Origin of the sequence: Micromonospora sp. DH14 (assembly GCF_029809455.1) — a bacterium.
In the GTDB taxonomy this organism is placed as follows: domain Bacteria; phylum Actinomycetota; class Actinomycetes; order Mycobacteriales; family Micromonosporaceae; genus Micromonospora; species Micromonospora parva.
Map to the genome: position 1 here is coordinate 150,617 of NZ_JARVKT010000010.1, position 14,949 is coordinate 165,565.

A 14,949-nucleotide genomic window follows, 5' to 3' on the forward strand; every position below is an offset into this window, starting at 1 on the left:
CTTCCCGTCCCGGAAGGACTCCCCGTGACGCCATCCCGACGCCGCCTCCTGTTGGCTGCGGCGACCACTCTGGCCCTCACCGGCGCGGGCGCCGGCGCGGCCCACGCCGACCCACCACCGGACGCCCCCGAGCAGATCGACAACGGCGACTTCAGCGCCGGGGTGAGCCCCTGGTTCTCCTTCGGCACCGGCCCGCTGGCGGTCACCGACGGCCGGCTCTGCACCACCGTGGCGGGCGGGTTGGCCAACCCGTGGGACGCCGGCATCGGCCAGGACGGCGTACCGCTGATCGCCGGCGCCGAATACACCCTCGGCTTCGATGTCTCCGCCACTCCCGGCGCCGCGGTCAAGGCCGTGTTGCAGCTCGGCAGCGCCCCCTACACCACGTACGCGGCGGTGGACGCCACGGCGACCGGCACCGCCCAGCGGGTCGAGCAGACCTTCACCGTCCCGGACACCAACCCCAACGCCCAACTGATCTTCCAGGTCGGCGGTGCCGCCCAGGCGCAGACCATCTGCCTGGACGACGTCTCGCTGCGCGGCGGCGAGCCGCCCGAGCCGTACGTGCCGGACACCGGGCCACGGGTGCGCGTCAACCAGGTCGGCTACCTGCCTGGCGGGCCGAAGAACGCCACCGTCGTCACCGAGGCCACCGAAGCGCTGCCCTGGCAGCTGCGCAGCGCCGCCGGCGCCGTCGTGGCCAGTGGCACCACCACCGCTCGCGGTGTCGACGCCGCCTCCGGGCAGAACGTGCACACTGTCGACTTCTCCAGCTACCGCACCCCGGGCACCGGGCTCACGCTCACCGTGGACGGCGAGACCAGCCACCCGTTCGACATCTCCGGCGCCCTCTACGACCAACTGCGCTCCGACTCGTTGCAGTTCTTCTACGCCCAGCGCAGCGGCATCGCCATCGACGGCGACCTGATCGGCGACGAGTACGCCCGACCCGCCGGCCACCTCGGCGTCGCACCCAACCAGGGCGACACCAACGTGCCCTGCCAGCCGGGTGTCTGCGACTACTCGCTGGACGTGCGCGGCGGCTGGTACGACGCCGGCGACCACGGCAAGTACGTGGTCAACGGCGGCATCGCCACCTACCAGCTGTTGAACACCTTCGAGCGCACCAAGACGGCGGCCACCGCCAACGGCGGCGCCGAACTCGCCGACGGCACCCTGCGGGTGCCCGAGCGCGACAACGGGGTGCCGGACATCCTCGACGAGGCCCGCTGGGAGCTGGAGTTCCTGCTGCGCATGCAGGTGCCCGCCGGCAAGCCGCTCGCCGGCATGGTCCACCACAAGATCCACGACCAGAACTGGACCGGGCTGCCGCTCGCCCCGCAGGACGACCCGCAGCCGCGCGAGCTGCACGCACCGTCGACGGCGGCCACCCTCAACCTCGCGGCCACCGCCGCCCAGTGCGCCCGGCTCTTCGCCCCGTACGACGCGACCTTCGCGGCCCGCTGCGACACCGCCGCGAAGACGGCCTACGCCGCCGCCAAGGCCCACCCCGCGGTGTACGCCAGCCCGACCGACGGCACCGGCGGCGGCGCGTACGACGACAGCAACGTCACCGACGAGTTCTACTGGGCGGCGGCCGAGCTGTACCTGACCACCGGGGCGCAGACCTACCTGGCCGACCTGACCGCCTCACCGCACCACACCGGCAACGTGTTCGACCCGCGCGGCTTCGGCTGGCAGAGCGTCGCCGCGCTGGGCCGCCTCGACCTGGCCACCGTGCCGAACGGGCTGCCCCCCGCCGATCTGACCCGGGTCCGCGCCTCGGTCACCGCCGCGGCCGACACGTACCTCGCCGAGCTGCGCCGCCAGGCGTACGGGCTGCCGATGCCCGGTGACGCGAACAGCTACTTCTGGGGCGGCAACAGCAACGTCATCAACAACGCCGTGGTGCTGGCGACCGCGTTCGACCTGACCCGCAACGCCGCCTACCGCGACGGTGCCGTGCAGGCGATGGACTACATCCTCGGTCGCAACGCCCTGAACATCTCCTACGTCACCGGGTGGGGCGAGCACGCCGCGGAGAACCAGCACAGTCGGATCTTCGGCCACCAGCTCGACCCGAGCCTGCCCCGACCGCCGGCCGGTTCCCTCGCCGGTGGCCCGAACGCGGCCCTCCAGGACCCGTTCGTGGCGCAGCTGCTGGCTGGCTGTGAGCCGATGTTCTGCTACGTCGACGACATCAACTCGTACTCGACCAACGAGGTGGCGATCAACTGGAACTCGGCGCTGACCTGGATCGCCTCGTTCCTGGCCGACCAGGGTGACGCCGGCGCGGTGCCGGGCACCACCTGCTCGGTGGCGTACACCAACTACGGCGCCTGGCAGGGCGGCACCGGGTTCACCGCCCAGCTGACCATCCGCAACACCGGGTCCACCGCCGTCAACGGCTGGAGCGTGCGCTTCGCGTTCACCGGCAACCAGCGGGTCCGCGAGGCGTGGCTGGCGAAGGTCACCCAGTCCGGCGCGACGGTGACCGCGCGCAACGAGTCGCACAACGCCAAGATCGCGCCCGGCGGCTCGGTGATGTTCGGCTTCAACGCGACGACGGCCGGCGGCGCCAACCCGAGCCCCGGCCTGGTCACCGTCAACGGCGCGGCCTGCTCGTTGACCTGATCCCCGTCCTGGTGGCCGCCCGGGGAAGGCGGCCACCAGGACGGCACGAACACGCGGTCGGCGGGTCAACCGCCGGCCGCGTTGTGCGTCGCGACGAGGCTCGGCAACTCGACAAGCGAGTCGATCCGGAACAGGCACCGCTCGGCCACCGCGGAGGGGTCGAGGATGTACCCCCACGGACCCCGTCGGATCAGGCACGCCTTCATGCCAACCTCCAGGGCCGGGCGGACGTCGTTGTCGGGCCGGTCCCCGACATACAGGATCGACGACGCGACCCCACCGCCCGCGTCGACGACCCGCTCGAAGAACGCCGGTGCCGGCTTCGCCACGCCCCACCCGTGCGACGTGCCGATCACGTCCACGGGAAGGTCGAGATCGCGCAGGGTCGCCTCCGCGTGAGCCGGCTGGTTGCCGGCCAGACCCACGAACAGGCCCTGGTCCTTCAAGGACGTCAGGCACCCACGCGCGTCCGGGTACAGGTCCTCCTCGACGAACGACTCCGGCCGGCCGGCGGCCTCCCGACGGACCAGCTCGGTGGTGAGATCGAAGTCGGGCCGGAAGACCCGGAACACCTCCTGATAGTCCAGACCCCGCGCGATCACCGCGCCGAAGACCGCCGAGAACGTGTGCCGGGGCACGCCGAGCCAGTCGGCCCAGTCGGCGAACTCGCGGGACTCGTCGAGAATGGTGCCGCCCACATCGAAGAAGACCGTGCCGATCATGCCTGTCCCCGTTCCTCGTCGCGGGTCGCTGAGGCGCGGCCGCTGTCGCTGTCGTACGGCCGCTGTCGCTGTCGTGTCGCCGCGGTGTCGCTGGAGCCTAGGTGAGGTTGCCGGCAGTCGGCGTCCCTCCCGGCGTCCCTTTCGGCGGCACTGTCGAGCTGATGACGTGGACGAATCACCGGACCGGCGGCAAAACCGGTGGAGCGGCCGGGCGCCGTCAGCCACGGTGAGGCCCATGGATGGCGACGAACTGGCCGGTGCGGAGCGTCGGGTGTGGGCGGCCATGCCGGAGGGGACGCGGACCGCGCTGGCCGGGCTGTCCGGGGCGGACCTGCGGACTCTGCTGTTGGCGGTGGCGCGTGACCGGGCGGCGGCGGTACGCCCGTCGGAGGTGGTACGCCGGTGGCGCGAGGACCGGTTCGTCCGCCCGGCCGGCGCCGACCCGCGGGTGCTGGCTCGGGTGGAGGCCCGGATGTGGCAACTGCTGCCCGCCGACGTCTCCGGTGTGGAGCTGTCGCCGGTCGTACCGGTGGGCACCTGCTCGGCGGTCGCCCGGGGCGGCCAGAACAGGATCGTCACCACGATGCGCGCCAGCGAGGTGCTGAGCGACCCCACCAACGCCCTCGCGGTCGAGGCCGCGGTGCGTCGCCGCCGGCAGAGCGAGGTGCACCTGGCCGCCGTCCACCGGGTGCTGCGGGCGCAGGATTTCGGCGCCGGGGCGTCGGCGCACTTCCGGCTCTTCGCTCTGGTGTCCAGCGCCCGGGACACCGGCTCGGGCGGGACCGAGGCCCGGCTGCTGGTCCGGCACCTCAGCTACTGGCGGACCGTCCTCGCCGAGCTGGCCCCGTCGGCCGTCCCGCAGTTGCACGTCACCCACTTCGACGACCAGGTCGTCCGGGAACGGCTGGCCGACACGGTCCGACCGGCACTCGCCGGGGGTACGGTGCCGCTCGTGGACGAGCCGGGGCGCACCCGCGGTCGCGGCTACTACACCGGGTGTGCCCTACGGATCAGCCTCCTCGGTGGCGACCTGGAGATCGGCGACGGCGGCCTCACCGACTGGACCGCCCGGCTGACCGGCGACGCCAAGGAACGCTGTCTGATCTCCTGCCTCGCGACCGAACGCCTGGTCGACCACGTGGTCCACTGAGCCCGCTCAGACGCTGGCGGCCAGCGCTCAGCGGTCAGCCGATCTCCTCGTCGACGTAGCACCACCGCCAGGCCTCGCCCGGCTGCGCCGAGCGGATCACCGGGTGGCCGGTGGACGCGAAATGCTTGCTCGCGTGCTGGTTGGGCGACGAGTCACAGCAGCCGACCTGCCCGCAGCTGAGGCAGGTGCGCAGGTGCACCCAGTAGGTGTCGCCAATGGCGACGCAGTCGGCGCACTCGTCGGGGGTGCGTGGTTCGGCGGCACCGGCCTCGGTCAGGTGCTGACAGCTCACTTCTCAACCTCTCGCAGCAACGACTCTTCCAGGTCCAGGTCACGGTAGGCCTGCACCAGCACTTCCTCAGGGATCCGACCGGAGTCCCGGGCAGCCCGGAACACCTCCCGCTCGGCGTCGATCATCTCCTGTCGCAGCCGACCGTACGCCTGCGACGGGGTCTCCCGCTCGTCGCCGCCGAGTCGTTCCCACGCCATGTTGGTGCGGTCCTCCACCGCTCGGCGCAGCCGGGCCACCACCGGGTCCGGGGCGGTGTCGGCCAACTCGTCCAGGCGTTCCTGGGCGGCCCTGCTGGCCTGCTGTTGCACCCCGGCCGCGGAGAGCGCGTCCTGCATCGCGTCGTCCGGCGGCAGCTTCAACCGGCGTGCGACAAGTGGCAGGGTGGCGCCCTGGCCGACCAGGGTGAAAACAATCACGGCGAAGGCCAGCCAGATGAACAACGCCCTGGGGTACGGCTCGTCGCCGGCCAGCGTCAGCGGCAGCGCGAGCGCGGCGGCCAGGGTGACCACGCCGCGCATGCCGGCCCAGCCGATGATGATCGGGACCTTCGGCGACGGCCGGGCGTCACGGCGGCGGACCCGGGGGACCAACCGGGCCAGGTAGGTGGCCGGGAAGAGCCAGACGAACCGGGTCAGGAAGACGGTGGCGAGCACCGCGAGGGTGATCAGGGTGAGCGAGCCGATCGGCTCGTCGAGTTCGCGTAGCACCTCCCGCAGTTGGAGCCCGACCAGCAGGAAGACCAGGCCCTCCAGCAGGAAACGAACAAGCCGCCAGAACGCGCCGATCTGCAACCGGGACGCCGCCGACAGCAACTGCGGCAGCTTGTGGCCGAGCACCAGACCGGTGACGACCACCGCGACCACGCCGGAGGCGTGCAGGTGTTCGGCGGTGAACACCACCGCGAACGGGATGATCAGCGACAGCGCGTTGTCCAGCAGCGGGTCGGTGATGCGCCGGTGCAGGAAGCCGAACACCAGCGCCCCGAGCGCCCCGATCAGGATGCCGCCGCCGGTGGCCCGCAGCACCTCGACGGCGACCTCCGCCGTGCCGACGGCCGAGCCGACGGTGGCCATCGTCGCGACCCGCAGAAGCACCAGGGCGGTGGCGTCGTTGACCAGGCTCTCGCCCTCCAGGATGGTGACCACCCGGCGGGGCAGCCCGACCCGGCGGGCGACGGCCGTGGCGGCCACCGCGTCCGGTGGGGCGACCACCGCGCCGAGGGCCAGGCAGATCGCGAACGGCACCTGCGGCAACAGCAGGTGCAGCACCAACCCGACCACGAACGCGGTGAACAGCACCAGGCCGACTGCGAGCAGCAGGATCGGCCGGATGTTGTTCTTGAACGCCGGCACCGAGGTCTCCAGCGCGGCCACGTAGAGCAGCGGCGGCAGGATGCCGATCAGCACCAGCTCCGGCTCCAGGTGGACCTGCGGGAAGCCCGGCACGAATGAGAGCGCCAGGCCGAGGACGACCAGCACGATCGGCGCGAGCAGGCCGAGCCGGCGGGCCAACGCGGCGCCCAGGGTGGCGATCGCCAGGAAGACGACGACCGGGAACAGGCTTTCCATGGGGTACGAGCCTAGGGGTACGTGAACACCGCTCTGCTCAGCCGCCCGGGCGCAGCTTCGGCAGCACCTCCGCACCGAAGGCGTCGATGAATCCGCGCTGCTCCTGCCCGACGTGGTGCAGGGCGATCTGGTCGAAGCCGAGTTCCAGGTACTCCTCCAGCCAGCCGACGTGCCGGCCCAGGTCGGAGGAGACGTTCACCACCTCGGCGACGCGCTGCGCCGGCACGTCGGCGGAGACCACGTCGAAGTGCTCGGCGGTCTCGAGGTCCCAGCAGACCGGCGGGGGGAAGACGTTGCTGCGCCACTGGTCGTACGCGATCGCCTCGGCCTGTGCCTGTTCCGGCGCCCAGGAGACGTGCACCTGCAGGTGCAGTGGTCCACGCCCGCCCGCGTCCCGGTACGCGTCGATCATCTCGCGGAGGTGCGCCACCGGGGCGTTCACGGTGATCAGCCCGTCCGCCCATTCGGCGCACCACCGGGCGGTGGCCACGCTGACGGCGGCGCCGACAAGCGCGGGCGGCTGCTCGGGGCGGGTCCACAGGCGGGCGCGATCCACCCGGACCAGCCCGTCGTGGCTGACCTCCTCGCCGGCCAGCAGGGCGCGGATCACGTCGACGCACTCACGCAGCCGGGCCGAACGCACGTCCTTGCGCGGCCACGGGTCGCCGGTGATGTGCTCGTTGCTGGCCTCGCCGGTGCCCAGCGCGGCCCAGAACCGGCCCGGGTACATCGCGCCGAGGGTGCCGATCGCCTGCGCGATGATCGCCGGGTGGTAGCGCTGACCGGGTGCGTTGACGACCCCGAACGGCATACCGGTGGCCTGCAACGCCGAGCCGAGCCAGGACCAGGCGAAGCCGGACTCGCCCTGCCGCTCGCTCCACGGGGAGAAGTGGTCGGAGCACATGGCGGCGTCGAAGCCGGCCCGCTCGGCGTGCATCACCGCCTCCAACAGGGCGCGCGGACCGATCTGCTCATGTGAGGCGTGAAACCCGAACGACGTCATGGGCACACCTCCTACCCACGACGGCGCCGGCTGACGCGTGCCGCGCCCCGAACTGTTCGGCGTGCGCCCCCCGAACTATTCGGCGTGCGCGCCGGCGCCCGCTGAGGCGGCGCCCTCGCCCACCCAGACCGTCTTGGTGTTGCAGAACTCCCGCATCCCCAGCGCCGACAACTCCCGCCCGTACCCGGAGTTCTTCACGCCGCCGAACGGCAACTCGGGGTAGGAGGTGGTCATCCCGTTGATGAAGACGTTGCCGGCGTCCAGGTCGGTGGCGAAGCGCTCCTGCTCGGCCGGGTCGCGGGTCCAGGCGTTCGAGCCGAGCCCGAAGCTGGTGCCGTTGGCGACAGCGATGGCCTCCTCGTACGACGACACCCGGAACAGGCCGGCGACCGGGCCGAAGACCTCCTCCGACCACATCCGCATCTGCGGGGTGAGGTCGGTGACCACCGTCGGCGGGTAGAACCAGCCGTCACCGGTCGGCCGCTCGCCCCCGCAGAGCACCGTCGCGCCGTTGTCCACCGCGTCGCGGACCTGGGCGTGCACCTCGTCGCGGCCCCGCTCGCTGGCCAGCGGCCCGACGTCGGTGTCCGGGTCCATCGGGTCGCCGACCCGCAGGGCGGCCATGTTCGCGGCGAACTTCTCGGCGAACGCGTCGAAGACGTCGGTGTGCACGATGAACCGCTTCGCGGCGATGCAGGACTGGCCGTTGTTCTGGCAGCGGGCGGTGGTGGCCACCTCGGCGGCCCGGTCCACGTCGGCCGAGGGCATCACCACGAAGGGGTCGCTGCCGCCGAGTTCGAGGACCGTCTTCTTCAGCTCCCGTCCGGCGATCTGGGCGATGGACCGGCCGGCGGGTTCGCTGCCGGTGAGCGTCGCGGCGCGTACCCGGGGGTCGCTGAGGATGCGGTCGACGGCGTCCGAGCCGACCAGCACGGTGGTGAACGCCCCCTCGGGGAAGCCGGCGCGGCGGAACACGTCCTCCAGCAGCAGCGCGGTCTGCGGCACGTTCGAGGCGTGCTTGAGCAGCCCGGTGTTGCCGGCCATCAGCGCCGGTGCCGCGAAACGCATCACCTGCCAGAGCGGGAAGTTCCACGGCATCACCGCGAGCACCACACCGATCGGCTGGTAGCGGATGAACGCCCGGGTCGCCTTCACCGCGTCGGCGTCGGCCGGCTCGTCGGCGAGGAACGCGGGGGCCCTGTCGGCGTAGAAGCGGGCGGCCGTGGCGCACTTGGTCACCTCGGCCTGCGCGGAGGCGTAGGTCTTGCCCATCTCGGTGGTCATGATCCGGGCGATCTCGTCACGCTCGGCGTCGAGCAGGTCCGCGGCGGCGTTCATCCACCGGGCGCGCTGGTCGACTGTCGTCTCCCGCAACTGCTGGAACGCGAGGTCGGTGCGCTCGATGGCACCGTCGAGCTGCTCGGTGGACATCGCCTCATAGGTCTTGAGCACCTGGCCGGTGGCGGGGTTGGTGGTGGCGATGTGGGGCATCTCGTCCTCCTGTCACTCGAACAGCGAGTGTCGTACGCCCGGCTCCTCGCGGCGGCGGGCGGCGCGGCGGCGCTGGATCACGACCAGGTCGACCACGGCGACCACGGCGAAGATCGCGCAGAGTACGCCGAGCCAGGCGATACCGGCCCAGAACGCCAGCACCGCGAAGATCACCATGATCACCAGACCGAAGCTGGCGAGGGTGAGCCGGAGGTTCAGCGCGCTGTTCGCGTGGCCGACCGTGCCACGGGCACGCCGAGGCTGCGATCTCGTCATACCCACCGATCTACCCCCGATCGGCCGGCTTAACCGGTACGGCGCGCGGGCGGACCCGGCCGCGCCGGTGTGCTCCGGCACATCCGTTCGCGCCGCGGCCCCGCCGGCCGGAGGATGAGCGCATGTCAATGACCCTCACCGTGCCGGTGACCGTCTCCATCGCCCGCCGCGTCGACCCCGACCGGGCCAGCGAGATGGTGGCCTGGATGCGGGCCGGCACCGCGCTCGCCGAGGCGTTCCCCGGGTTCCTGGGCGCCGGCTGGGTGCAGAGCGGCCCCGGTTCGCCGGAGTGGCACATGCTCTACCGATTCGCCGACGCCGAGACGCTGCGCCGGTGGGAGGAGTCGCCGCAGCGGCACTGGTGGCTCAGCTCGGCGCAGGGCATCGTCGAGCACACCCGGGTGGAGCGGCGTACCGGGATCGAGGGCTGGTTCGACAGGCCGCTGGAGCACTCGGTGGACCAGGTGGAGCCGGCCGCGCCCGCGTCGCCGCCGCGCTGGAAGCAGGCGGTGACCATCTGGTTGGCGTTCTTCCCGCTGAGTCTGACCGCCACCCTGCTGACGAGCCGCTTCCTCGACGCGGTGCCGCTGGCGGCCCGGGTGCTCCTGATGACCCTCTGCCTGACCCCGCTGATGACCTATCTGGTGCTGCCCCGGATCACCCGGGCGTTGCACTGGTGGCTGCACGGCCAGCCGGCACCCTGGCGGGACGCATAGCACCTCGACGGCTTCCGTGTCGGCGCTCTGCCGCATACCCGACAGCAACTTCCCGGCACACCGCGTCCAGCGCATAGAGTTACCGCGCTGTCGCTCTGTGCTGCGGAACGGGAGACGTCATGCCTCGACGCTGGGTTGCCGCCCTGGCCTGTCTCGCGGCGCTGGTCGCGCTGGCCTGCGAGGGCGGCACCTCGGCGACACCCCGCCCCACCACGAGCGCCCCGCCGTCGGGTGGGCCCGGCGGCATCGCCGCCCTCGGCGACTCGATCAGCACCGGTTTCGCCTCCTGCCTGGTGCTCACCTCCTGCGAGCGCAACTCCTGGTCGACCGGGGACGGGCTGCGGGTGCAGAGCCACTACCGCCGGCTGCTGGAACAGAACACGGCGATCCGCGACCGGAGGTACAACCACGCCCGTCCCGGCGCCCGCGCGGACGCTCTCGCCGGTCAGGCCGAGGCGGCGGTACGCGACCGCGCCGACTACGTCACGGTGCTGATCGGCGCCAACGACGTCTGCCGGGGCGGGGTGGACGCGATGACGCCGGTGAAGCAGTTCCGGGCCGACGTCGACCAGGGGCTGCGGGTTCTGCGGACCGGCCGGCCGAAGGCCCGGGTGCTGGTGGTGAGCATCCCCGACCTGTACCGGCTGTGGGAGGTCGGGCACGACGACGCCCGGGCGACCCGCGCGTGGCGGCGGGGCGGCATCTGCCCGGCCCTGCTGGCCGAGGCGACCTCGACCGCCCCCGCCGACCGGGCGCGCCGGGCCGCCGTCCGGGACCGGATCGCCGCGTACAACGCCGAGTTGACGGCGGCCTGCCGGGCGTACGGGTCCCGGTGCCGGCACGACGGCGGCGCGTTGCACAAGGTCCGGTTCACACTGGATCTGCTCAACCCGCTGGACTGGTTCCACCCCAACGCCACCGGTCAGGGCCGCATCGCCGAGGTGACCTGGCGCTCCTCCGGCCTGGCCAACTGAGGACCGGGACGGACGTCAGGGCTGGCGCGGCTGCGGGACGGCGCTGCCGTGGGAGCGGTAGAGCGCCCGGGATCGCTGGGCGAGATCCTTTGTGGCCGACGAGTTGGCCCAGGTGCCGAGCACGATGGCCGCGCCGGGGACGATCTTGGCAACCATCCGCTTGGCGGCCCGGACGCCGGCCATCTGGGCCAGCCGGACGCCGAGTTGCAGCATGACCCGACCGAGCGGACGCTGGCCGCCCAGGCCGAAGAGCGCGTCGGCGCGTTCCCGGCCGGCGGCCACGCCGAGCGCCAGTCGGGCGCTCTCGGCGACCTTGTGTACCCGCTGGAGCACCAGCAGGTCGGTGGCCCGATCGCTGTGCAGCGGGTCGACGTCGTACGCGGCGGCGATGTGCAGCACCATCCGCGCCTGGGTCCAGGCCAGCACGCCCACGTCGATCACGGCGCCGGGCAGCCCGGCCGCGCCGGAAACCGCGCCGGAGAGCCGGGCCAGGTTGACGAACTTGCGGGCCGCCTGGTCGGCGAGCACATCGGCGGAGATTCCGGGCTGCTCGGCCCGGGCCCGGGCGGCCCACTGCACGGCCTCCGGCCCGAGGCGGCGCACCGCCTCCAGGGCGAGGTGCTCCGGCGCGTACTGCGGGTCGTCACGCATCCGGTCCCAGAGGCGGGCCGGCGGACCCTCGGGAGCGTCCACCGGCCCGGCCGGCAGGTCGACGGACGGTCGCGGAGTTGGAGCGGCGGGCTGACTGCCGACGGGCGGGGTGTCGGTCACCAGGTCTCCCCAGGGGTGGGATCGGTGGACAGGGCGGCCGATGCAGCGGTCAGCGGCGGCGGTTGGACAGCCTGGCCGCCAACCCCTTCAGCTTCTGCTGGTTGCCCGGCTTGGCCATCTCCCGACGACCTCGCTCGACCAGCTGCTGCCCCTTCGGCGATCGCAGGAACGTGGTGATCCGCTGCATCAGTGACATGTCGTCCTCCTGTCGACGATCCCGTAGTCATGTTTGTACCCCGTACCCGCAAGACATGTACCCGGGATGCGACAGCCTCAACCCTGACCGTCCATAGTGGGCGGTAGGTTACCGCCCCGCCGGCACGATGGCGTCAACGACCCGGGTCGCCCGCCACTCGTGCTGCTGGTAGTGCTCGGGGTACGCGGAGACCTGCACCGCCTGGGCGGCGTCGGTGAGCCGCATCCCCTGCCAGCCGGGCACCTGCTGCAGCGCGGCGAGGAACTGCCGGGTCGCGAACTCGGGGTCCATCAACCGCCCGACCGGGCCCCAGCCGCTGCTGGAGCGCTGCTGGAACAACCCGACCGAGTCGTGGTCCCAGCCGACGCCCTGGTGCGGGTAGTCCTGCGACTCGGGCAGCACGCCGCTGGCCACGTTGTAGAGGTTGCTCTCCTGCATGGCGGTGGCCACCGCGATCACCAGACCCCGGCGCGGCACCCCCATCTTGCGTCCGGTGCGGACGATCGCCTCGGCGTTCTCCATCTGGTCCTCGTCCAGTCCGGCGACGGGCGCCGGGTCGGTCGGGCGGGCCGGGGCGGCCTTGCGGGCCGACGCGGTGGTGTCCGGGTCGGCGGGGCTCGCCGTGGGGGCGGCCGCGGACGCGCTCGGGGCGGCCGTGCGGTCGAGGGAACGGGAGGAGCCCTGCTGCTCGGCGCGCTGCGCCAGCTCGGCGCTGGAGGGCGATCCGCCCCGGGTCGTCGCGCCGGCGTCCTCGTCGCGGACCTGGACGACGGCGGTCAGACCGAGGCAGCACACCACGCCCGTGGCCAGCGCCAGCTGCGCCCGGCGTCGACCGGTCAGGTCCCGGGCGTACGCCCGGAGCCGACTCGCGGCGGTTGTCCGTTCGGTTGAGGTGCCATCCTCCGTATCGGCACTGGGGGTGCTCGGGGCGTACGTCTCGTCGAGGGTGCCGTCGTCACGCATCAACCGAGGCTAGGCAGACCGAAACGCCGATCACGCACGGTGATCACGTGGTCCTCGACACAGATTCGGCGGGTGCCGGTGGACGACCCGGGCGGGTCGACCCGCCCGGGGAACGGACCTCGCGTACCGGATGAAGCGGGTGCCGCACGCGGACTGCCACGGAACGTGGCAGAGCCGGACATCCGCCCGCCGAGCCTGACATGATCGACAAACTCGGCCTTTGGGCCGAACCGCCCCTCCACCGATCGGCCAAGCGGCTCGACCGGGTGGCACAAACAACCCATTGGTCCGGTCCTGCCCACCACCCGGCCAACGGATCGCCCGGCGCAGGAATGCACCAGGATGGCGGGTACGTTGCCCGAACGGGTGCCCTCCGTCGCGAGCGCGCCCCGCAGGCACATTTCAGGGAGGTCCGCACCGGTGCTCGACCCACACGAGCTCTACCAGCTCACCGACGATCTGCCCGACCTCGGGCAGCCGGTCCTGATCCAGGCCCTCACCGGGTTCGTGGACGCCGGAAACGCCAGCCGACTGGCGCGTGAGCAGCTGCTCACCTCGCTGGAGGGTCGGCCGATCGCCACCTTCGACGTCGACCAGCTCTTCGACTACCGGTCGCGGCGACCGGTGATGACCTTCGTCGAGGACCACTGGGAGAGCGTCGACGCACCCAAGCTGGAACTGCACCTGCTGCACGACGACGACGAGACCCCGTTCCTGCTGCTCACCGGCCCCGAGCCGGACCTGCAGTGGGAGCGTTTCGTGGCCGCCGTCGCCGGGCTGGCCGCCCGGCTGGACGTCCGGCTCACCGTGGGGCTCAACTCGATCCCGATGGCGGTCCCGCACACCCGCCCGACCGGGGTGACCGCACACGCCACCCGCCCGGAGCTGATCAGCGGCTACGAGCCCTGGCTGCAACGCGTCCAGGTGCCCGGCAGCGTCGGTCACCTGCTGGAGTTCCGCCTCGGTGAGCAGGGCCGCGACGCGCTGGGCTTCGCCGCGCACGTGCCGCACTACGTGGCGCAGACCGAGTACCCGGCCGCCGCCGAGGTGCTGCTCACCTCGGTGTCCCGCAGCACCGGGCTGCTGCTGCCCGGCGACGGGCTGCGCTCGGCCGCCGAGGTCGTCCGGGTCGAGATCGACCGGCAGGTGGCGCAGACCGAGGACGCCGCGGCCCTGGTCCAGGCCCTGGAGGAGCAGTACGACGCGTTCGCCCGGGGTCGGGGCGAGAAGAGCCTGCTCGCCCCGGACGCCGGTCCCCTGCCCACCGCCGACGAACTCGGCGCCGAACTGGAACGGTTCCTGGCCGAACAGACCCGTCCCGGCGACACCCCGGGCAGCTGACCCAGCGTCGCGCGGGCGAATGCGGCAGGCTGGGGGCATGCGCCTGGCGACCTGGAACGTCAACTCGGTGAAGGCCCGCCTACCCCGGCTGCTGCAGTGGCTGGCCGACACCGGGCCGGACGTCGTCTGCCTGCAGGAGACCAAGTGCCCGGACGGCGCCTTCCCGGTGACCGAGGTGGGCGAGCTGGGCTACACCGTGGCGAGCCACAGCGACGGCCGGTGGAACGGGGTGGCCATCCTGTCCCGGGTCGGGCTGAGTGACGTCCGGGTCGGGTTCGCCGACGAGCCCGGCTTCCCCGAGCCCGAGGCCCGAGCCATCTCCGCCACCTGCGACGGGGTGCGGGTCTGGTCGGTGTACGTGCCCAACGGCCGGACGCCGGACGACCCGCACTACGCGTACAAGTTGGCCTGGTTCGCGGCACTGCGTGACGCGCTGGACGCCGAACTGGCCACCGGGTTGCCGCTGGCGGTCTGCGGCGACTTCAACGTCGCCCCGACCGACGCCGACGTCTGGGACCCGGCGGTCTTCACCCACTCGACGCACGTCACCCCGGCCGAACGGGCGGCCCTCGCGGCGTTGCGCGACCTCGGCCTCACCGACGTGGTGCCGACCCCGATGAAGGGCCCGCACCCCTTCACCTACTGGGACTACCGCGCCGGCATGTTCCACCAGAACAAGGGCATGAGAATCGACCTGGTGTACGCGTCCGCGCCGTTCGCCCGAGCGGTCCGCTCCGCGTACGTGGACCGCGAGGCCCGCAAGGGCAAGGGCCCCTCCGACCACGCGCCGATCGTTGTCGACGCGGACCTGGTCCCCGCGGTCGAGGCGTTCTGACTGGCTAGGGTGGGCAG

15 protein-coding genes are annotated in these 14,949 nt (G+C 72.4%); 6 read left to right on the forward strand and 9 right to left on the reverse strand.

Annotated elements, in window-relative coordinates:
• The first annotated feature begins 24 nt into the window (after positions 1 to 24).
• Positions 25 to 2,634 (forward strand): glycoside hydrolase family 9 protein, encoded by a 2,610-nt coding sequence (locus QCZ28_RS15855; protein ID WP_279517373.1) that lies wholly within the window; start codon positions 25 to 27, stop codon positions 2,632 to 2,634.
• A 65-nt stretch (positions 2,635 to 2,699) separates the two neighbouring features.
• On the opposite strand, the gene QCZ28_RS15860 is transcribed toward QCZ28_RS15855, so the two are convergent.
• Positions 2,700 to 3,356 (reverse strand): HAD family hydrolase, encoded by a 657-nt coding sequence (locus QCZ28_RS15860; RefSeq protein WP_279517374.1) that lies wholly within the window; start codon positions 3,354 to 3,356, stop codon positions 2,700 to 2,702.
• A gap of 235 nt (positions 3,357 to 3,591) precedes the next feature.
• Here QCZ28_RS15860 and QCZ28_RS15865 point away from each other — a divergent pair, with 235 nt between their 5' ends.
• Entirely contained in the window at positions 3,592 to 4,506 is a 915-nt protein-coding gene (locus QCZ28_RS15865) for a hypothetical protein (protein WP_279517375.1), read from the forward strand.
• A gap of 34 nt (positions 4,507 to 4,540) precedes the next feature.
• On the opposite strand, the gene QCZ28_RS15870 is transcribed toward QCZ28_RS15865, so the two are convergent.
• The 5 genes from QCZ28_RS15870 to QCZ28_RS15890 form a co-directional block, all read right to left on the reverse strand.
• Positions 4,541 to 4,798, reverse strand: a complete 258-nt coding sequence (locus QCZ28_RS15870; RefSeq protein WP_279517376.1) for a UBP-type zinc finger domain-containing protein — start codon at positions 4,796 to 4,798, stop codon at positions 4,541 to 4,543.
• The gene (locus tag QCZ28_RS15875; protein ID WP_279517377.1) at positions 4,795 to 6,366 is read right to left on the reverse strand and encodes a Na+/H+ antiporter; all 1,572 of its coding nucleotides are present in this window, start codon (positions 6,364 to 6,366) and stop codon (positions 4,795 to 4,797) included. The genes QCZ28_RS15870 and QCZ28_RS15875 overlap by 4 nt, the downstream gene beginning before the upstream one ends.
• Before the next feature lie 37 nt (positions 6,367 to 6,403).
• On the reverse strand, positions 6,404 to 7,369 hold the full coding sequence (locus QCZ28_RS15880) for a TIGR03885 family FMN-dependent LLM class oxidoreductase (RefSeq protein ID WP_279517378.1): 966 nt from the start codon (positions 7,367 to 7,369) through the stop codon (positions 6,404 to 6,406).
• 75 nt (positions 7,370 to 7,444) lie between these two features.
• Positions 7,445 to 8,860, reverse strand: a complete 1,416-nt coding sequence (locus QCZ28_RS15885; RefSeq protein WP_279517379.1) for an NADP-dependent succinic semialdehyde dehydrogenase — start codon at positions 8,858 to 8,860, stop codon at positions 7,445 to 7,447.
• 12 nt (positions 8,861 to 8,872) lie between these two features.
• A complete protein-coding gene (locus QCZ28_RS15890) occupies positions 8,873 to 9,136 on the reverse strand; it encodes a DUF6343 family protein (RefSeq protein WP_130400182.1) in 264 nt (87 codons plus the stop codon).
• A 122-nt stretch (positions 9,137 to 9,258) separates the two neighbouring features.
• Between QCZ28_RS15890 and QCZ28_RS15895 the strand changes: the two genes are divergently transcribed.
• Positions 9,259 to 9,852 (forward strand): antibiotic biosynthesis monooxygenase, encoded by a 594-nt coding sequence (locus QCZ28_RS15895; protein ID WP_279517380.1) that lies wholly within the window; start codon positions 9,259 to 9,261, stop codon positions 9,850 to 9,852.
• A 119-nt stretch (positions 9,853 to 9,971) separates the two neighbouring features.
• Positions 9,972 to 10,826 (forward strand): GDSL-type esterase/lipase family protein, encoded by an 855-nt coding sequence (locus QCZ28_RS15900; RefSeq protein ID WP_279517381.1) that lies wholly within the window; start codon positions 9,972 to 9,974, stop codon positions 10,824 to 10,826.
• 15 nt (positions 10,827 to 10,841) lie between these two features.
• Here QCZ28_RS15900 and QCZ28_RS15905 read toward each other — a convergent pair whose 3' ends face one another.
• The 3 genes from QCZ28_RS15905 to QCZ28_RS15915 all read right to left on the reverse strand — a co-directional run bounded on the left by QCZ28_RS15905 (position 10,842) and on the right by QCZ28_RS15915 (position 12,756).
• Entirely contained in the window at positions 10,842 to 11,597 is a 756-nt protein-coding gene (locus QCZ28_RS15905) for an EcsC family protein (RefSeq protein ID WP_279517382.1), read from the reverse strand.
• A 49-nt stretch (positions 11,598 to 11,646) separates the two neighbouring features.
• A complete protein-coding gene (locus QCZ28_RS15910; RefSeq protein ID WP_167457721.1) occupies positions 11,647 to 11,793 on the reverse strand; it encodes a hypothetical protein in 147 nt (48 codons plus the stop codon).
• Positions 11,794 to 11,901: 108 nt separating this feature from the next.
• Positions 11,902 to 12,756, reverse strand: coding sequence for a peptidase M23 (locus QCZ28_RS15915; RefSeq protein WP_279517383.1), 855 nt, complete (start codon positions 12,754 to 12,756; stop codon positions 11,902 to 11,904).
• 420 nt (positions 12,757 to 13,176) lie between these two features.
• Between QCZ28_RS15915 and QCZ28_RS15920 the strand changes: the two genes are divergently transcribed.
• Together QCZ28_RS15920 and QCZ28_RS15925 are read left to right on the forward strand one after the other, a co-directional pair.
• Positions 13,177 to 14,097 (forward strand): PAC2 family protein, encoded by a 921-nt coding sequence (locus QCZ28_RS15920; protein ID WP_030335067.1) that lies wholly within the window; start codon positions 13,177 to 13,179, stop codon positions 14,095 to 14,097.
• A 37-nt stretch (positions 14,098 to 14,134) separates the two neighbouring features.
• Positions 14,135 to 14,932, forward strand: a complete 798-nt coding sequence (locus QCZ28_RS15925) for an exodeoxyribonuclease III (protein WP_279517384.1) — start codon at positions 14,135 to 14,137, stop codon at positions 14,930 to 14,932.
• Positions 14,933 to 14,949 lie beyond the last annotated feature (17 nt).